The organism is Streptomyces sp. NPDC127119 (assembly GCF_042677425.1).
GTDB lineage: Bacteria > Actinomycetota > Actinomycetes > Streptomycetales > Streptomycetaceae > Streptomyces.
In genome coordinates this window covers 119,052-136,612 of sequence record NZ_JBHXTO010000003.1, presented here as the reverse complement: position 1 = coordinate 136,612, position 17,561 = coordinate 119,052, and the positions used below count along the sequence as shown (strand labels likewise).

The following is a 17,561-nucleotide window of genomic DNA, read 5'->3' as shown; positions in this document are numbered from 1 at the left end:
GATTCCGTCGCCCGCAGAGCGGAGTCGGAGCCGTAGTCGAGGACGAGCTGAGGTTCCATATCCCGATCGGGCGGGGCGACGGGCTGACGCGGGAGGGACTCGAAGGGGGCGTCTGGTACGGCACCGGGTACGCGGGATTCCGCTCGGCGGCGGCCAGACGCATCGCACACGGAGTGCTCGACCAGCACATCGCGGAGCGGGACTGAGCGGAGCGGAGCGGGGCTAAGCCGAGAGGAGCAGCAGATCAAAGTGCCTGGGTGTCAGCCTGCGGAAGGTAATCGTCAGCGCTGACGGCCAGTCGGGGCAGGTCATTGCGCTCACGAAGGGCCGAAGGCTCCCCGCGGATCGCAGAGCGCGCAGAGGTCACACATCGAGGCGATGGACACTGACCGCGTACCCGCCGTCGTCATAGGGAGCGCCGCCCCAAGTGGCGAAGCGGTCGACGAGAGCAAGGCCGGCCGCGGCACAGCAGGCGTCGTACTCCGGCAGCGTAGTGGTGGGTGGCAAGGGCAGGTGGGCTGCGTCCAGGCCGAAGCCTGCGACCAGCAGCCCGCCCGGACGCAGGGTCGCGGCCAAGCGGTCGACCACCGCGGCCTCCGTCCCGGGAGCCAGCAGCGGTAGGACGTTACCGGCGGCCACCACGAGGTCGAAGTCCGCAACAATGCCGAACCGTGCCGGATCGAACTCCGCGAGATCGGCCTGGAACCAGGGCAGTTGAGGCGCCTGCGTCCGCGCAACTTCCAGCATCGAGTCATCCAGGTCGACACCGACGCAGTCGTACCCGAGCTCCGACAACCGGATCATGACCCTCCCGGTGCCGCAGCCCGCGTCGAGCACACGGGCCGGCGCGGGCACCAGAGCAGCGCAGAACGCCGCCTCCCCGTGCATGTCCTTCCCGCCCCGGGCCAGCGCCTCGAAACGCGCGGCGTACTCGCCCCCGGACACTCCACCGGTCAGGTCCCTCCACCTACTCATGAGATCGACTATATGCCGCTCAGCCGACCCTCCTCTGCGACGTCGTGAGCCTGCATGGCACGCGGGCGACGGCAGGTACCCAGACCACGTAACCGGCTGAGCTGCGTGGTCAACCGATGGATGGCGTCCCGTTCAGGACCCGGCAATAGCGTCTGCTAGGTGCTGGTATCAGAACCTAGCTATGATGGCCGGCATGGCGAAACAGACGAACATCCGACTGGACGACGCCGTCAGGGCGGCAGCCGAGGAGCGGGCCAAACGGCGCGGTCTGAGCCTGCAAGGCTATGTGGCCGACTTGATCGAGGCCGACGTGAACCAGTCACGGGCCGCCTTCATGGCCGGAGCCGCTTCGTTCCTGGCCGCGTACACGGAGGCGTTCGAGGAGGAGGTCGGTGAGGACCGCTACCCGAATCTGCCGGAGGGGCTGGCGCAGACCGCGCCGAGGGACGCCGCGTGAGCCTTCACATCGACCTCGCGTGGATCCTGGCGGTGGCACAGCAGATCCCGGGCGACCCTCAGGTGGTCGACTACGGCGTGCCGGTGGCCGCGGAAGCCCGCCACCGGTCGGAGGTCCTGGAACACGAGGTCTACCCCGAGCCCCATCACAAGGCCGCGGCACTGCTGTGCGAGCTGGCGAGGAACCCCAGCCTGGAGGTGAGAAACCTGCTGTTCGCGGCCACGGTGGCTGCGGCCTACCTGGCCGCGTGCGGCCTTCCGGTCAGCCCCGGGCTGGACACCGTTCTCCCGCTGGCACGCGCGGCCCGGGACGGGCTGCCCGTGCGGGAGGTCGCCGCTCAGATCAAGACCTGGACCAGCTGATCCACCAGGCCCTTTCAGTCGTGCAGAAGCTCATACTCGATCGCGGAGGAAGCAACCTCGCTAACCCCCTCTCGGACGGCAGATGCCTCCGCGGCGACGGCCACATTCAGCGGGTCCCGTCCGCTCGCGGCCCGCGTGTCCGGCGCGCAGTCTCGGGGAAGGCTTCGTGCTCCCAACCGTCGTACGCCCCGTACCCGTGACCCGTGACCCGTGACCCGCGCCGGAGTGGTCACCTCGGTACCGTGAAGATCGCTGCTGGTGCCGTTCGCGAGCGAGGGCCCGCTCAACGTGCCGACCGCACTCGTCCGGGGGGGATACGGCCATTCACTGTCCCCGATAGGCGAGGGCGTGAACCGCCCGGGATCAGTGTGCCCGCGCCATGTCCACTCGACTACTGGCCACCCGCTTCGGGCCCCCGGAACACAGCAGCATGGTGACCCAACCGATCCTGCTGCCGTACCCGCTGCGTCATGACGATCGCGGGGATACCCAGCGCCAGGAGCACCGGGATCGCCGCGACGGTCCCGAACCAGAGGAAGAGCGCGAGGTAGCCGTAGGCCGCGTTGTCCACGTCCGCGTCCGCCTTCACCAGGAGGGCGATGCCAGCCACGAAAGCGACCGCCATGAGACCAGCGACCGCGATCGCGAGGCGGCGCAGAACCCCCGCCCAACGCCGGTACCCGGCACTCACTTCACGCCCCCACGGTGGCCCGTACCCGCCGGGCGGGCCGGGAGAAGAGCTTGGCGCATGACGCTGCGCCGACCACCGATCAGACATGCAGCAGCCCAGTCCTACGATGCGCGGCCCCGGAAGAGCAACTCCCGCCGCCACAAAGCACGTCGCTCCGGAGGAGCGTCCCCGAGGTCACCGCTTCACCGAGTCCCACGCGCCGGCGTTGAAACTGCGCAGGAGGGCGATCAGAGCTGCCCCCAACCGCCAGTCCACACCGGGTGCGTGTACGTGCAGTTTGTCGCCCTTGGACCTGAACTCCAGCGGAACCTGCCCGTTCGCGCGCCACCGGATGCGCCGGGGTGCGCGGGCGAAGCCGCCCTCGTTGCCAGGGACACTGTCGAAGACGGTCATCACGAGGACCACCGTCATCAGGGGCAGCAGGAACCACCACATCCACCACCATACGATCCTCCCTTTGAAGCCGACCGCTTCGGAGCCGTTGGGCTGGTGCACGGTCCAGCGGGTGCGCAGGCCCCTGCCGCGGAGCGCCTTCTCGCGTATAAGCGTGCCGAGGACCTCACCGTGCGCGCCGACTACCTGGAACCTCGCCACGCCGCCGCCGGCCGACCGTGTCACCACGGTGGCCACCCGCTCCCGGCGTTGATCGTCGGCCCACAGGGCGAAGGAACGGGCCCCGCCTCCCCGGGCCGCACGGTACGCGGACGTGCCGCCCGGCGGCAGTTCGCGCTCGACGTACACGACCGACGGCGCCGGCCCCGACCCGTCGGAGAAACTGACCATGTTCACCACTTTCGGCGAACCCCGGCGGTCAACTCGTCTCGGCCCGCCGTACATGGTCAGTACGTTGCTACTCATCCGACGTACTCCAAGCGATAGTCGTGTACCTGGACCGACCCAGACCGTTTCACTCGGCACCAACGGGTCGACGCGCCCTACGGCCGGGGCCGTTCCGAAGGTCCGGGGCGTCCTCGTACACCAGCGTGCGCGTTTCCAGCGGGGTCCCCTGCCGCAGCGGCCGGCCACCCGCTTGGACCGGCGGATCCACCGCCGACGCAGCGTCATCCAGCGCTGCTTCAACCGGATCAAAGGCTTCCGCGGTGTCGCGCCCCGGCACGACAAGACGGCCCCCTGCGAAGCAGCGGTCAGCCTCGCGTCATACGCCCTGCGAGCAGGGGCAGTTCGAAGGCGGACCCTAGAACCCGGTATCGAGGCAGGCGATATAGATACCGCCCGGGGTATACAACGGCCACCGCATCTGTCCACGGGTCGCCGGCCCATAGACGCCGTCGGCGCTCACGCCGAGTCGGTTGGCTTGGAGCCACCGAACGGCATCCACTGTGCCGTCGCCGTAAGACCCGTCCGCCCCTCCGGTGTTGATGATCCGATTGGCGGCATAGGTGCCGGGATAGCAGTACACGATGGCCCTCTGCAGCGCTGTCACGGCGTTGTCACTCCCCGTCTGATACTGCATGTAACAGCTCAGACCGTTACCAGTGCGCGCGGGGACCGTGAAGTGATTGCCGGAGTTGTTCAACCCATCGGTACGCTTCACCGTCGTGTTGCACGGACCATAGGCAGCATGGGCCGGTGCAGTCATCATCGGGCTGGCTGTCAGGCCGGCGGCGAAGAGGAGAACCAAAGCACCCAACACTCCGCTCCGCATGCGGAGCGTCGTTGATACTCGTTGCACGATGCAGTCCTTCCGGTCGGTGACGTCGTCTCAGTGACGGCCTCGACCATGGACCTTAGGGTCATCGTGAGCTGCGGACTTTGTCATCCGTGCAGGGAAGTTGGTCAGTAGTGCACCGGCGTCAGCCTGGCTGTATGACCGCTGGGCGTCACGCTCCGAGGAAGCTCACTGTTTCCGTCACGTCCGCCCGCCCGGTGCGCAGCCGTGGTGCGTCTTCCTTCTCGAATCCCACCGAGACGCCACAGAACAACACGCGCCCGTCATCGGCCCCGACCATCTCGCTGACGGTCTTGCGATACATCGTCCACATCACCTGGGGGCAACTGTGCAGCCCTTCCGCCCTCAGCAACAGCATGACCGTCTGCAAGTACATCCCCGCGTCCGCCCACTGCCCGGGTCCCATCGTCCGGTCGAGATAGCAGAACAGCACGACGGACGCCCCGAACGCCCCTGTGTTCAACGCGGCGATCTTCATGGGCCTGGCAGGGTCGTCGCGCTCGATGCCCAGCGCCTGGTACCGCAGGGCAGCCGCGGCGGAGAAACGGTCCAGATACGGTGAGGCCAGGTCCGGCGGGTACATCGGGTACTCCCGCTCGTCACCCGGGTCCCCCGCCAGCGCCCTGGCCGTCGCACGTCTTTTCAATTCGGCCAAAGGCTCGCCAATCACTACGTACACATGCCAGGGCTGAAGGTTTCCACTTGAGGGAGCCCGCGTCGCCGCAGCCAGCACTCGCTCAAGTACCTCCTTGGATACGGGCATTTCGCTGAACGCCCGCACCGCTCTGCGACTGTCCACGGCTTCGTACACATCCACGTTCTTTCGTCCTCTCACTCCATGGCGGGCAGCGAAGACACGAGGATGATCGTCGCAGCAGGCGGCCAGCCCGAGCGGGACGTTCGCCCAGGGCCTGACCCCCTGCTACAGGGCGATCAGTCCAGCTGTCGTCTCTCTGAAGCCGCAGACATCGAAGTAGAACGAACGAAGATGCTCCTCGAAGTCGACGTGAAGCCACTCGCACTTCGCGGCACGAGCTTCGTGAGCAGCAGTTGCTACCAGCGCACCTCCGACACCACTCCGCTTGCGATGACCGGCCACCACCGTGTCCAGGATGAAGGCGTGAACTCCGCCGTCCCAGGCCACGTTGACGAAGCCGATCAGTGAGCCGTCCTCCCAAGCGCAGACCCAGCCGAGGCTGTGGCGCTCAAGTCGTTCTCGCCAGTCAGTCTGAGAAACCGGGTGGCCGAAGCCGTCCGCATGCAGCGCGTTGAGGACGGGGTTGTCGAAGTCGCCCCGCCACTCGTACTCGATCGTCACTCCTCGATCGTAGGGTCCGGGTTGGATCCAGCCGACCGAAAGCACGCGCATGCGCGGAGAGTGCCGTCAATTCCGGGCAGTTGGCCAGGACGGACGGCTTTGAGCCGGAGGCGGTCGGCCTCAGGCAGGGCGGCGTCGGGATGCTCGTGCGGGGTTCACTCCGCCACGGAGACGTACCGGTCAGCAGGGCCGCCATCGTCGTCCAGCTTGGCGTCACCCCGGTCGACGTCCACCTCCACGCCCGCGGGTTCGAGCGTCTCGCATATCCGTTGCCGGAATGACTCGCTCAGGAAGTTGTGGTGCAGGTCCAGCTTCTTGAGGTGGGTGAGTGGCTGGCCTGCGAGAAGGGCGGCGGCTCCGTCATCGCTCAGCGTGCCCATGGACAGGTCGAGCACTTCGAGCCGGGCGACCACCGGAGCGGAGGCAAGGGCGACGGCGATCTCGTCCTGGATCTCGCTGTTGCGCAGGGCCAGGTGACGCAGCCGGGGGAACCGGTCGCCGTACAGGATCGGCTCCACATCAGCGACCGTACAGTCGCCCCCGTACTCAGAGACACCCAGCCACAGGTCAAGGTGCTCCAGCGCGGGCAGTTCGCTGGCTCCCACCCCGCGGACGACGTCCGCCGGCAGGCCGCCGCTCTGCACGGTCAGCCTGCGCAGCGCGTCGTGACGCAGGGCAGGAAACTCCAACCGCTGCACCCTGCCCATGGATTGGCTCTCTCCCGCGCGCACGCCGAAATCCTCCAGTGCGGGAAAGCCGGCCAGCAGCGGTGTGACGTCGGTCTGGCTGATCATGGAGATCTCGGCCTCCTCGGCCACCATGTCCCCCAGGAACAGCGAGCGCAGGGCCGGCAGCCGGTCACGCGCGGCCAACAGCGCCTCGATGACTTGGGAAGGGTCCGTGTCGAGAGGGTCGTCCCAGCTGCCGACGATCAGTGCACGGACCCGCGTCGTGTCGACCTCGGCGCAGAAGCGGTCGAAGGCCTCGTCCCAGCACTCCTCCTCGACTAACGGCTCCCCCACGGTGCTCCGCCAGGCCACGGCGTCAGGCTGCCCGTTGATCAGCCAGGCCACGGCGTCGGGTTCGGGCAGGACCGTTGGCGCTTCCAGCGCGGGAAACGTGAAGGCGGGGAGCCCGTACAGCTCCTCCATCCGGTCATAGAAACTCATCCGGGCTGCTCCTGTCCTACGGTGCGATACGAAGCGAAGCGGCAGAGGGAAAATCTGCCGGCGCCTACTCTGACAGGAGTGCCCGTCCACGTACTGACGGGCCCTCGGTTCATGGGGCCGTCCCCGCACCGACGACGCCGTACCTGCCCCAGCGGACTCGCAGGCCAACGTGATCGATGGGCCGGGGGGCGGTCAGGAAGCGCAGCGGAAAGTGGCGGCGGGGCCGATCGCGCCGGGCCCGAACTTCCCTCGGATACGGTCGCTGACCGCCTCCGTGACCAGCCGGTCCTCGCGTGCCTGGTCCAGGCTGATCTGCTCGGCCACCTGGTCGGCGTCGACCAGGTCCTCGCCCTTCAGCACGAGCCCGGTCAGCCGGCCGCGCTGCAGGCCCGCGGCATCGATGAGCCGGTACGCCATCGTGCGCAGGTCGTCCTCGTGCGCGGAGGCTTCCGGCAGGCGGCGCGTCTTCTCCCACGCGGTGCCACCGGCGAACCGCAACGCGAGCGTCAGGCCACGAGCCACCTGGCCGTGGTCGCGCAGTTGGAGTCCGAGCCGGACGACCAGTTCGAGCAGGGCACCGCGGACCGCGGCACCGTCCAGGGTGTGCTGGACGAAGGTGTGGCGCACGCTCGTGGACACCGGCAACGAGCGCGGGGCGACAGGCCGGGGGTCGATACCCCGCGCTCGGTCCACGGCCAGCCGTCCGGCCTTGCCGCCCAGCAGGCGCTGCACGGTGACCGGCGGAATGGTGGCAAGCAGGCCCACACAATGCACGCCGTACTCCCTCAGCGCCGCCGCCTGCTTCGGACCAATGCCGTGCAGGGCTTCCACCGGCAGTGGCCCGAGCCAGTCGAGGACCTCGTCCCGCTCCACGGCGAGGACTCCCCCGGGCGCATCGACCTGCGCGGAGGCAGTGGCCGCGACCGTAACGGTGGGCCCGATCCCCACCCGCACATCGACGCCCAGCCGGGACAACGTGCGCACCCGCAGTACCTCACCCAGTCGCCGAGCGTCGGCGCCGTAATACCTCAAGGCACCCTTCAGCTCCACCAGGGCGGCCGACGGCGGGAGGGCCTGAACGCTCGGGGAGAGTTCCGCGCACTGTTCCAGGACCTGCCGGAAAACCTCCTCCGGCAGCCGGTCCGGACAGCGCACATGCATCACACTCGACACCCGCACCTGGTCATCTGCTGCCGCCATGGCACCTCGCCTCCTCCAGACGTAGAGTATCGAACTAGTATTCGAACACGCGAATGGCGAGCCCACCGGACCTCGAATCCAGGAACGAGACCCATGCTCGATGACCTACCGCCCGACCTGGCACAGCTGCTCACCACGGACGCCCGCGCCTGCAGCCACTACTGCTGGCCCGACCTCGCCATGGGAGTCATCGACTTATCCGCCCGCCCGGCCCACACCCCCGCGGCGCGCTGACCGGCCCCGTCCCTTCCGGCCGCATACGCTGCGTCCGCGGTGATCCACCCGCCCTCACCCGGAAGAGGACAACCCTCGATGACCGCCACTCCCCCGCCCCCGGTCAGCGAACCGGACCCCTCCACCTTCACCATTTCCAGCAGCTACGTCGGCCCCTGCTCCGGCTGCCAGCGCAGCACCCACAAGTACGGAAGCGGCGGACTGCCCCTGTGCCAGTGGTGCCTGTCGCCCGTACGGGAGAACTGGGGTACCGCCGTCCGTTTCACCAGCACCCGCACCCAGGCGAGCTGATCGACGGGACCAGTCCGGCGACCGGCCCGAGGCTGAAAGCGCGGTGCCCGGTCCGCGTGCCGGTCCGGGCAGCTCCTCGTACGCTGAAACCCTCGGGGCCGTACAGGAGGTTCGTCGTGCCCCGAACTGTCTGGTCAGGTGCCATCTCGTTCGGCCTGGTGACCGTGCCCATCCACGTGGTGTCCGCGACCGAGAACCACGCGATCCGCTTCCACCAGTACCACCTCGAAGACATGAGCCGCGTACGCGTCCGCAAGATCTGCGAGATCGAGGACCGCGAGGTCCCCCAGGACGAGATCGGCAAGGCGTACGAGATCAGCAAGGACACCCTCATCGCGATATCCGACGAGGAACTGCGGGAGATCCCGCTGCCCACCGCGAAGGCCATCGAGATCGCCGCGTTCATCCCCGCCGCCTCGATCGACCCCCTCCAGGTCGGCGACGGCTACTACCTCCAGGCCGACGGCCCGGTCGCCGCCAAGCCGTACAAGCTGCTGCGGATGGCACTGGAACGCAGTGCCAAGGTCGCCATCGCCAAATACGCGTGGAGCGGCCGCGAACGCCTCGGGCTGCTGCGTGTGCGTGACGACGCGATCGTCCTGCACGCCATGCGCTGGCCGGACGAGATCCGCTCCCCCAAAGAACTGGCACCCGGCGCGGTGGAGGTGTCGGACGATGAGATTGAAGGCGCACGGGCCCTCATCGACCACATGACCCGCGACGACCTCGAAGGCAGCGAGTTCGAGGACCACTACACCGACGCCCTCGCCGAAGTCATCAAGGCCAAACGGGAAGGCCATGCGGCTCCCGAAACACCGGCACCCGACGCACCGGCCGGGGAGGTCGTCGACCTGATGGCCGCCCTGGAAGCCTCCGTGAAAAAGGCCCGGACCTCACGCGGCGAGGGCGACGCCGACGTCCACGAGCTGCACCCGAAGAAGAAGACCACAGCCAAGAAGACAGTGAAGAAGACGACTGCCAAAAAGACCACCGCGAAGAAGGTGGCCAAGAAGACGGCGGCGAAGCCGAAACGCAGTGCATGACGTGCCCGGCCCAGGGATATACCGCTCGACGCCTGCACTGGACACATCGTCACTCATGCGTGCACCTGGTACGACACGGTGACCATGGGAGTTCGCTCTTACGGTGCCGTAGCGTCGCCACATGATGATGAACAGCAGCTTTGCAGTGCACGTCCCCGATGCCGATCTGATCCCCGAAGCTCTCGACCCCGCACAGATCTTGCAGGGTTCACCCGAGGTGTCTGCCAAGGTGTTGTGGGAGTCGAAGGACGGTACGCAGGTTCGTGGCATCTGGCAGATCACGCCCGGCATCGTCACCGATACGGAGTCGGACGAGCTCTTCGTGGTCGTCAGCGGCAGGGCCACGATCGCAGTGGAGGGCGGCGCCACTTTCGACGTCGGCCCTGGAGACGCCTGTGTCCTGCGCGCCGGCGACCGGACGACGTGGACGGTTCATGAGACGTTGCGCAAGGCGTTCCACACCACCGTGGGCTAAGGATTGTCCTTACTGGTCTGGTCTGGATCAGTGATCGCCTCGGGTCCCCCGACCGTTCTGCCCACTCCATGGCCTGACAGAAGACCGGTTCTTCGAACCGAGGGGTCTGCGGAGCCTGGGCCGAGCGCTCACCCGACAGGCCGTCGTCGCGAACTACGCTGACTGGCTGGAGATCCGTGACCCGGCGGTCACCGGCTTCGTCAGTTTCGGCCTAGAGGCACCAGTTGAAGGACACGGCCTCGCCGGGCTGTTCCCGCCCGACCTCAGCGGCTACTACGACGGTGCCGAGGTCTCGGTCCCGGTCGCGCTGGAGCTGGTCCGGGCCATGCTCCGCGACCAGGGTGCCTGGTGCCGGCTGGAGCAGCGGGACACGTTCACCGTGCACGTCGGGTGGGATCAATACGTGTACGTGTACGTCGGCAGCGACCAGCCCTGCGAAGCGGCTGTCGCCCGGACCCACGAGCTCGGCCTGTTCGCGGAACCGATCACGGTCTCGCCCTACGCTGCGGACCTTGAGGAACCAGAGGTGACGCAGGCTGCGGACGGGGAGTTCTGGGAACGAGCGCGGGCAGAGCTGGCCGCACCGCAGACGCTGCTCGTCGAGGAGAGTTACCTCCGCAACGCCACCCGCTGGCACCGCCTCACCGCGAACAACCTCGATACCGTCCGCGCCGCACTCGGCCCGCGCGCGCTCCTGACCGGCTGGCCCGACCTCACATCTGATGTCGATGCGGTCCTGGCCGCGCTGCCCGAGGACGAATACGTGGACTTCGTCTGGGAGTCGGCGGACGGCACGATCCGTCACGTGACCGTCGACGAGACCCACCAACAACAACTCGCCACTGTGGTGGCAGGCGCGAGGGCGGCCTGCTCCCTGCCGCTTGTCCTCGACGAACGTCACCCGCTGTTCCAAGCCGCTCTGCCTGACAGTGACGGCGTGCTGCGTGCCCGGTGGTGACCTGACCTGGCTCTCCGTGTCGTGGTCAGGGGCCAGGGGGTGGGCCCAACGTAGCTGGCCGACTCCAGGCGTGGACTCATTGTGGAGCCGGGACTACCGGTCGGCCGATGCGTTGGTGGCTGCCTCGCGCAGGACGAGGTCGAGGAGGCCCGGGAAGCGCCGGTTGACCTCCAGGCGGCGGAGGGAGTTGATGCGGCGCGTGCCCATATCTCGCTGGTGGATGAGCCCGGCCTCGCGCAGGACGCGGAAGTGGCGACTTGCGGTCGACTTGCCCACCGGGAGATCGAAGCAGTTGCAGGCCACCTCGGACTGGGCGCTCAGGGTCGTCACGATGCTCAGACGGACCGGGTCGCTGAGAGCCGTCATCACGGTGAAGAGGTTCATGCTCTGCTCGTCTGGGTGGAGCAGTGGCGAAGAAGTTCGGCTGGCCATGCTTCCAGTATCCCCGGTGCCCCGACCAGTCATGTTCGCTTTGATGCGAACATGCGCCTAGGGTGGTTTTCTGCTCCGCGCATTCAGCCGACGCGAAGGAACACCCATGGCCTCCTCCCTTTCCTCCACTCACGCCTCTGGGCCGGCCGCGCCCATCGGTGTTGGCATCGTTGGACTCAGCACCCGCGGCGGCTGGGCAAGTCGGGCCCACGTCCCCGCTCTTGCCGCACTGCCCGCCGCCTACGAGCTGCGCGCGCTCAGTGCCAGCAGCGCCGCGACCGCGAAGGCCGCCGGGGAGAAATTCGGTGTTCCGTTGGCTTTCGGCAGCGTCGAGGAGCTGGTGGAGCGGGACGAGGTAAACCTGGTGGTCGTGACCGTGAAGGTGCCGCACCACCAGAAGCTGGTCACGTCCGCCCTGGCCGCCGGGAAGACCGTGCTGAGCGAGTGGCCGCTGGGCAACGGAACCGCCGAAGCCGAGGAGATGGCTGCGTTCGCGCATGCACGGGAGCTGCGCGGCTTCGTCGGACTTCAGGCGCGTTCCGCTCCGCCGGTCCGCTATCTGCGCGACCTGGTCGCGGACGGCTACGTCGGCGAGGTGCTCTCGACCAGCGTGGTCGCCTCGGGAGGTGCGTGGGGGCCGACGTTCGACGACAGCAGCGCCTACCTCATCGACCGGGACAACGGCGCCACGATGCTGACCATCCCGCTCGGCCACACCCTCGACGGGCTCGCCTCGGTCCTGGGCTCGTTCACCGAACTCAGTGCCACGACGGCCACCCGGCGCAGCCCGGTCCGTCACCAGCAGACCGGGAAGCTTGCGCCGATGACCGCGGAGGACCAGATCGCCGTCACGGGCACCCTAGAATCCGGCGCCGTCGCCTCCGTCCACTACCGCGGCGGGAAGTCGCGCTCCACCAACTTCCTGTGGGAGATCAACGGAACCGAGGGGGACGTGCTGGTCACCAGCGACTTGGGCCATCTCCAGTACGGTCTGGTCAGCATTCACGGTGCCCGCGGCGCGAGCAACGAACTCGTCGAGCTGCCCGTCCCGGACCGCTACGAGGCGCGCTTCCCTGCCCTGGCCGAGCTTCGCGGCACCATGGCCCACAGCGTCGCGCACGCCTACGGCCAGCTGCACGACGACTTGATCGAAGGCACCCACACCGTTCCCGACTTCGACCACTCCACTCGCCAACACCGTCTTCTGGATCAGATCCAGAAGGCGGCTGCCACCGGGGAGCGGCAGCGGCTCACGAGCTGAGGGGCAGGATCCCGGCGCTACGGGTCAGGTCGGCGTCGGTGAGCTGGGCACCGTCGGGCGCCGGCCGGCGGCATCGGGCTGCTGACCGACCTGTCCGGCACGACCGGCCGACCGCCCGACCCCGTATCCCGGTATCCCCGTATCCCTGTCTCGCGGTCGAGCGGTCTCACGGTCTCCATGTCTCGCGGCCTCGCGCCGATCCCCGCACCCCGGCACCCCGGCACCCCGCGATCACGGCCGCCCAAGCGCCCGGTACTCCCACCCGGCCGCCCGCCAGCGCGACGCGTCCAAGGTGTTCCGGCCGTCGATGATGCGCTGCCCGGCCACCGTGGTACCCAGGGCGCGGGGATCGATGTCCTCGAACTCCGGCCATTCGGTGAGGTGCAGCAGGACGTCGGTTCCGGTGGCCGCCTTGGTGACGGAGTCGGCGAAGGACAGCGAGGGGAACACCTTGCGCGCGTTGTCCATCGCCATGGGGTCGTAGACGACCACCTCCGCACCCTCCCGCTCGATGAGGTCGGCCACCGCGAGCGCCGGTGAGTCCCGTACGTCGTCGGAGCCTGGCTTGAAGGCCGCTCCCAGGACCGCGATCCGCCGCCCGCACAGGTCGCCGCCACTCAGTTCCCTCGCCAGGTCGACCACCGCGGTACGCCGCCGCAGGTTGACCTCGTCGGCCTGGTGCAGAAACTCCACGGCCCGGCCGACGCCGAGCTCTTCGGCCCTGGCCGTGAAGGCGCGGATGTCCTTGGGCAGGCAGCCGCCGCCGAAGCCGACCCCTGGGCGCAGGAAGCGTCCGCCGATCCTGGGGTCGTGGGAGAGCGCCCGCGCCAGCGGCAGAACGTCTGCTCCCGCCGCCTCGCAGACCTCGGCCATGGCGTTGATGAAGGAGATCTTCATGGCCAGGAAGGAGTTCGCGGCGACCTTCACCAGTTCCGCGGTCGCCAGGTCGGCGACCACCAACGGCACGGGCTCATCCCCTTCGGCCGGTGCGAGCAGTGGTGCGTAGACCTCGCGCAGCAGCCGCTCCGCCCGGTCCGAGGTGACTCCGAAGACCAGGCGGTCGGGTCGCAGGGTGTCCTGCACCGCGAATCCCTCGCGCAGGAACTCCGGGTTCCACGCCACTTCCGCGCCCTGCCCCGCCGGTGACAGCTGTGCGAGCCGCGCCCCCAGGCGGGCGGCCGTGCCGACCGGGACGGTGGACTTGCCCACCAGCAGGCTGGGGCGTGTCAGGTGCGGGCCGAGCGCTTCCACCGCGCCGTCCACGTACCGCAGGTCGGCGCCGGGCCCGTCGGTGCGTTGCGGGGTGCCGACGCACAGGAAGTGGACGTCGGCGAAGGCCGCGGCCTCCTCGTACGACGTGGTGAAGCGCAGTCGTCCGGTGGCGAGTTGGTCACGCAGGAGGTCTTCGAGTCCGGGTTCGTAGAACGGGAGTCGGCCGGCCGAGAGGGCCGCGATCTTCTCGGCGTCCGTGTCCAGGCCCAGCGTCTCGAAGCCGAGCGCGGCCATGCAGACCGCGTGGGTGGCTCCCAGGTATCCGGTGCCGATCACGGAGAGACGGTGGGCAGGGGGTAAGGGGGGCACTGCAGTGACTGTTCCGGTCCTGCCCGGGACGGACTTGCCCGGGACGGACTTGCCCGGGGCGGACTCGCTCGGGACGGACTCACTCGGCACAGTCTTGCTCTGCGCGGACTTACTCTCCACGGTCTTGCTCTGCACAGGGGGCTCCATCGTCTCGTCATCGGTTCGCCGACGTGTCATTCACTCTTCAGGGGTGCGCAGTTCCGCCCGGACGGGCTGCGCGGCAGGCGCGCTCTTTCTGCGCCTCGTGCTCTGCCGGTCCTGCTCGCGCAGCGCGTCGGTGCTCAGCAGGGCCAGCGCGATCCAGATCAGGACGAAACCGCTCCACCGCGAGGCCGGCATCTCCTCGTGGAACAGCACGACGCCGATGAGGAGTTGCAGTACCGGAGTCAGGTACTGGAGAAGCCCGATCGTGGCCAGCGGCATCCGCCGGGCAGCCGCCGCGAACAGCAGGAGCGGGGCGACGACCGTCACTCCGCCCGCGGCGAGGAGCACGGCGTGCCAGGGGGCGTCCTGGGTGAAGGTGCCGTGCCCGGTGGCCGTGTAGAAGGCCAGTCCGGCCGCGGCCAGCGGGGCGAGGGTGAGGGCTTCGGTGGTGAGCCCGGCGAGCGCTTCGACATCCTCGCCGACCTGCTTCTTGATGAGTCCGTAGAGGCCGAACGAGGTCGCGAGGATCAGCGCGATCCAGGGCGGTCGGCCGTAGTCGACGGTGACGACGAGCACGGACAGGGCGCCTGTGGAGACCGCCGCCCATTGCAGAGGACGCAGCCGTTCTCGGCGTACGAGCACGGCCAGTGCCACGGTGACCAGCGGGTTGATGAAGTAGCCCAGCGACGCCTCGATGACGCGGTCCGCGTTGACGGCGTACACGTAGCAGCCCGAGTTCACCGCGAGTACGGCGGCAGCCCCCGCGAGCGCGGACACGCGCCGCCCCCGGCGCAGCAGTGCGCGCAGCCGGCCCGCGGTGCCGGTGGCAGCGACGACCAGCAGGCAGACCGGTAGCGTCCACAGGAGCCGCTGCAGCAGGATCTCCAGGGTGCTGGAGCTGTCCAGGAGCCGGAAGTACAGCGGGAACAGGCCCCACAGCACATAGGCGGCGACCCCGTACAAGCCTCCTCGGCGTGCGTCGTTCACCGTGCCCCCAGCCCTCTTCTGTCCGCCTCCACGAGGTCGTCCTCCACGGGATCGCCCTCCACGAGGCCGCCGCGGGGCCGGAAGCGCCGTATCCGACGGCAGGCCTCCTCCACCACCGCGTCCTCCTTGGCGAAGCAGAACCGCAGCAGGTTCTCGCCGGTCGCCCCCTGGTAGAAGGCGCTGCCCGGTACCGAGGCCACGCCTCCTTGTTCCAGCAGCGCCATCGCCGCGGCCCGGGCGGTGCCGAAGCCCCAGTCCGCGACGTCGGCGAGGACGTAGTACGCCCCCTTCGGGACGATGGGCGACATGCCGGCCTCGGCAAGCGCGTCACACAGCCGGTCGCGCTTGCGCTGGTAGTCCGCTCGCATCTCGGCGAAGTAGGAGGGCGGCAGGGCGAAGCCGGCGAGGACGCCGTGCTGGAGCGGATTGGGCGCGCAGACGTAGTACAGGTCGTTGACGAGGGCGATCGCCCTGGCCAGCGGCTCGGGCGCGAGGGCGTAACCGAGGCGCCAGCCGGTGATGCTGAACGTCTTCGACAGGCCCGTGATGGTGACCGAGCGGGGCCACAGGCCGCCCACCGTGGCCGGGGAGAGGTGGGGGCAGTCGTCGTAGCGGATGTACTCGTAGATCTCGTCGCTGATGACGAGCAGGTCCCGGTCGTGCGCGACGCGCGCGACCGCTTCCAGTTCGGTCCGGCTGAACATCTTGCCGCTGGGGTTCGACGGCGTGCACACCACGATGGCCCGGGTGGTGGGCCGCACCGCCGCCCGCAACGCCTCCTCGGTGAGGGTGAACTCCGGCGGCGCGAGGGTGAGGAAGTGCGGTTCGAGCCCGGCGACGATCGCGGCGTTGACGTGGTAGCCGTAGTACGGCTCCATGATCAGGATGCCGTCGCCGGGGTCGAGCAACGCGTTGACGGCCGCGGTGTACGCGCCGGTGGCGCCGACGGTGACCACGACCTCCCCCTCGGGTGCGGCCGTCAGGCCGTTGTCCCGTGCCGCCTTCTCGGCGATCGCCCGGCGCAGCGCCAGGTGCCCCTCGGGGTAGGTGTAGATGCTCTCGTCGGCGTCTATCGCCGCCTTGGCCGCCTCGGCCACGACTGTGGGAGTGGGCAGGTCGCAGATCCCCTGTCCGAGGTTGATGGCCCCGAGCCGGTCGCTCTCCCGGCTCATCCGCCGTATGTCGGACTGGGCCAGGCCGCGCAGGCGGTTCGCGGCCGGGAAAGTGGCGGGCCAGGCGTCCGTCCTCCCTCTCATCGGCCGGCCTCCTGCCGCACCGGGACGGGCCCGGGCCGCTGCCCGCCCGTCAGGGTCGTCGTGGTCGTCCGGGCGGAGAAGTCGGCGATCGTCCGGCGCAGCCCGTCCTCCAGGTCGACCTTCGGCTCCCAGCCCAGCAAGGTGTCGGCCCGGGAGATGTCGGGGCGGCGGCGGGTGGGGTCGTCCTCGGGCAGCGGCCGGAAGGCCAGCTCGGACCGCGAGCCGGCGAGCCGCTTGATCTGCCGGGCGATCTGCTCGACGGTCGTCTCCTGCGGGTTGCCGAGGTTCACCGGCCGGGCGTCGGTCTCGGTCGCCATCAGGCGGACGATCGCCTCGACGAGGTCGTCGACGTAGCAGAAGGACCGGGTCTGGCTGCCGTCGCCGTAGATGGTCAGGGGCTCCTCGCGCAGTGCCTGCACCGCGAAGTTCGACACCACCCTGCCGTCGTTCTCGTGCATCCGCGGCCCATAGGTGTTGAAGATCCGGCCGAGCCTGACCTCCACTCCGTACTGCCGCGCGAAGCTCACGGCGAGGGCCTCCGCACAGCGTTTGCCCTCGTCGTAACAGGCCCTGATCCCGATGGGGTTGACGTGCCCCCAGTAGTCCTCCTGCTGCGGGTGGACCTCGGGGTCGCCGTACACCTCGGAGGTGGAGGCGATGAACAGCCGGGCTCCGGTCTCACGGGCCAGTTCGAGGGCGTTCAACGTGCCCTGCACACAGGTGCGGACGGTGCGCACCGGGTTGCGCTGATAGTGGACCGGTGAGGCCGGGCAGGCTAAGTGGTAGATCTGGTCGACCTCGGCGTGGAAGGGCTCGGCCACGTCGTGCCGCTCGAACTCGAAGTGGGGATTGCCGAGCAGCTTCGCCATGTTGCCGCGCCGCCCGGTGAACAGGTTGTCCAGGCAGATGACCTCGTTGCCGTCGTCGATCAGCCGCTCGCACAGGTGTGATCCGATGAACCCGGCACCACCCGTGACAAGAACACGTGTACTCATATGGGTAAAACCTTCCCTGGAATCGTGCGGAGGCAGGGGGCG

General features: G+C 68.7%; 21 protein-coding genes. 8 read left to right on the top strand and 13 right to left on the bottom strand.

Translation table 11 applies throughout. From position 1 onward, the window contains the following. Positions 1–363: 363 nt before the first annotated feature. A complete protein-coding gene (locus ACFVH5_RS02690; protein WP_385831485.1) occupies positions 364–975 on the bottom strand; it encodes a class I SAM-dependent methyltransferase in 612 nt (203 codons plus the stop codon). Between the two features lie 193 nt (positions 976–1,168). Between ACFVH5_RS02690 and ACFVH5_RS02685 the strand changes: the two genes are divergently transcribed. Together ACFVH5_RS02685 and ACFVH5_RS02680 are read left to right on the top strand one after the other, a co-directional pair. After that, positions 1,169–1,432, top strand: coding sequence for a hypothetical protein (locus ACFVH5_RS02685; RefSeq protein ID WP_385831484.1), 264 nt, complete (start codon positions 1,169–1,171; stop codon positions 1,430–1,432). Continuing rightward, positions 1,429–1,794, top strand: a complete 366-nt coding sequence (locus ACFVH5_RS02680) for a hypothetical protein (RefSeq protein WP_385831482.1) — start codon at positions 1,429–1,431, stop codon at positions 1,792–1,794. The genes ACFVH5_RS02685 and ACFVH5_RS02680 overlap by 4 nt, the downstream gene beginning before the upstream one ends. Before the next feature lie 391 nt (positions 1,795–2,185). Here the strand turns inward: ACFVH5_RS02680 and ACFVH5_RS02675 are convergent, their stop codons facing one another. From ACFVH5_RS02675 to ACFVH5_RS02645, 7 genes are all read right to left on the bottom strand, one after another. Continuing rightward, a complete protein-coding gene (locus ACFVH5_RS02675) occupies positions 2,186–2,404 on the bottom strand; it encodes a hypothetical protein (protein WP_385831480.1) in 219 nt (72 codons plus the stop codon). A gap of 255 nt (positions 2,405–2,659) precedes the next feature. Beyond that, positions 2,660–3,268: a hypothetical protein gene (locus tag ACFVH5_RS02670; RefSeq protein ID WP_385831478.1), complete on the bottom strand. Its 609-nt coding sequence runs from the start codon at positions 3,266–3,268 to the stop codon at positions 2,660–2,662. A 412-nt stretch (positions 3,269–3,680) separates the two neighbouring features. Further along, positions 3,681–4,151 carry a peptidoglycan-binding domain-containing protein gene (locus ACFVH5_RS02665; RefSeq protein WP_385831477.1) on the bottom strand — a complete coding sequence of 157 codons (471 nt, stop codon included), beginning with the start codon at positions 4,149–4,151 and terminating at the stop codon, positions 3,681–3,683. Between the two features lie 175 nt (positions 4,152–4,326). Next, complete coding sequence (locus ACFVH5_RS02660) at positions 4,327–4,992, bottom strand: nitroreductase (RefSeq protein ID WP_385831475.1); 666 nt, start codon at positions 4,990–4,992, stop codon at positions 4,327–4,329. Positions 4,993–5,097: 105 nt separating this feature from the next. Then, a complete protein-coding gene (locus ACFVH5_RS02655) occupies positions 5,098–5,493 on the bottom strand; it encodes a GNAT family N-acetyltransferase (protein ID WP_385831473.1) in 396 nt (131 codons plus the stop codon). A gap of 155 nt (positions 5,494–5,648) precedes the next feature. After that, positions 5,649–6,662 carry an STM4015 family protein gene (locus ACFVH5_RS02650; RefSeq protein ID WP_385831471.1) on the bottom strand — a complete coding sequence of 338 codons (1,014 nt, stop codon included), beginning with the start codon at positions 6,660–6,662 and terminating at the stop codon, positions 5,649–5,651. A gap of 192 nt (positions 6,663–6,854) precedes the next feature. Next, complete coding sequence (locus ACFVH5_RS02645; RefSeq protein WP_385831470.1) at positions 6,855–7,862, bottom strand: hypothetical protein; 1,008 nt, start codon at positions 7,860–7,862, stop codon at positions 6,855–6,857. Between the two features lie 93 nt (positions 7,863–7,955). Here ACFVH5_RS02645 and ACFVH5_RS02640 point away from each other — a divergent pair, with 93 nt between their 5' ends. From ACFVH5_RS02640 to ACFVH5_RS02620, 5 genes are all read left to right on the top strand, one after another. After that, on the top strand, positions 7,956–8,096 hold the full coding sequence (locus tag ACFVH5_RS02640; protein WP_385831468.1) for a hypothetical protein: 141 nt from the start codon (positions 7,956–7,958) through the stop codon (positions 8,094–8,096). A 78-nt stretch (positions 8,097–8,174) separates the two neighbouring features. Beyond that, positions 8,175–8,387 (top strand): hypothetical protein, encoded by a 213-nt coding sequence (locus ACFVH5_RS02635; RefSeq protein ID WP_385831467.1) that lies wholly within the window; start codon positions 8,175–8,177, stop codon positions 8,385–8,387. A 116-nt stretch (positions 8,388–8,503) separates the two neighbouring features. Continuing rightward, the gene (locus tag ACFVH5_RS02630) at positions 8,504–9,430 is read left to right on the top strand and encodes a Ku protein (RefSeq protein ID WP_385831466.1); all 927 of its coding nucleotides are present in this window, start codon (positions 8,504–8,506) and stop codon (positions 9,428–9,430) included. A gap of 127 nt (positions 9,431–9,557) precedes the next feature. Continuing rightward, complete coding sequence (locus tag ACFVH5_RS02625) at positions 9,558–9,905, top strand: cupin domain-containing protein (RefSeq protein ID WP_385831581.1); 348 nt, start codon at positions 9,558–9,560, stop codon at positions 9,903–9,905. A 325-nt stretch (positions 9,906–10,230) separates the two neighbouring features. After that, positions 10,231–10,863, top strand: a complete 633-nt coding sequence (locus ACFVH5_RS02620) for a hypothetical protein (RefSeq protein ID WP_385831464.1) — start codon at positions 10,231–10,233, stop codon at positions 10,861–10,863. A 93-nt stretch (positions 10,864–10,956) separates the two neighbouring features. On the opposite strand, the gene ACFVH5_RS02615 is transcribed toward ACFVH5_RS02620, so the two are convergent. After that, positions 10,957–11,247: an ArsR/SmtB family transcription factor gene (locus ACFVH5_RS02615; RefSeq protein ID WP_385831463.1), complete on the bottom strand. Its 291-nt coding sequence runs from the start codon at positions 11,245–11,247 to the stop codon at positions 10,957–10,959. A gap of 154 nt (positions 11,248–11,401) precedes the next feature. On the opposite strand from ACFVH5_RS02615, the gene ACFVH5_RS02610 reads away from it, so the two are divergent. Continuing rightward, the gene (locus tag ACFVH5_RS02610) at positions 11,402–12,556 is read left to right on the top strand and encodes a Gfo/Idh/MocA family oxidoreductase (protein ID WP_385831462.1); all 1,155 of its coding nucleotides are present in this window, start codon (positions 11,402–11,404) and stop codon (positions 12,554–12,556) included. A 231-nt stretch (positions 12,557–12,787) separates the two neighbouring features. Here ACFVH5_RS02610 and ACFVH5_RS02605 read toward each other — a convergent pair whose 3' ends face one another. The 4 genes from ACFVH5_RS02605 to ACFVH5_RS02590 all read right to left on the bottom strand — a co-directional run bounded on the left by ACFVH5_RS02605 (position 12,788) and on the right by ACFVH5_RS02590 (position 17,519). Then, positions 12,788–14,104, bottom strand: coding sequence for a UDP-glucose dehydrogenase family protein (locus ACFVH5_RS02605; protein WP_385831460.1), 1,317 nt, complete (start codon positions 14,102–14,104; stop codon positions 12,788–12,790). Between the two features lie 210 nt (positions 14,105–14,314). Further along, positions 14,315–15,244 (bottom strand): EamA family transporter RarD, encoded by a 930-nt coding sequence (gene rarD, locus ACFVH5_RS02600; RefSeq protein ID WP_385831459.1) that lies wholly within the window; start codon positions 15,242–15,244, stop codon positions 14,315–14,317. A gap of 20 nt (positions 15,245–15,264) precedes the next feature. Continuing rightward, complete coding sequence (locus ACFVH5_RS02595; protein WP_385831458.1) at positions 15,265–16,524, bottom strand: pyridoxal phosphate-dependent aminotransferase; 1,260 nt, start codon at positions 16,522–16,524, stop codon at positions 15,265–15,267. Then, a complete protein-coding gene (locus ACFVH5_RS02590) occupies positions 16,521–17,519 on the bottom strand; it encodes a UDP-glucuronic acid decarboxylase family protein (RefSeq protein WP_385831457.1) in 999 nt (332 codons plus the stop codon). Before ACFVH5_RS02590 ends, ACFVH5_RS02595 begins: the two co-directional genes overlap by 4 nt. Between the last annotated feature and the right edge of the window lie 42 nt (positions 17,520–17,561).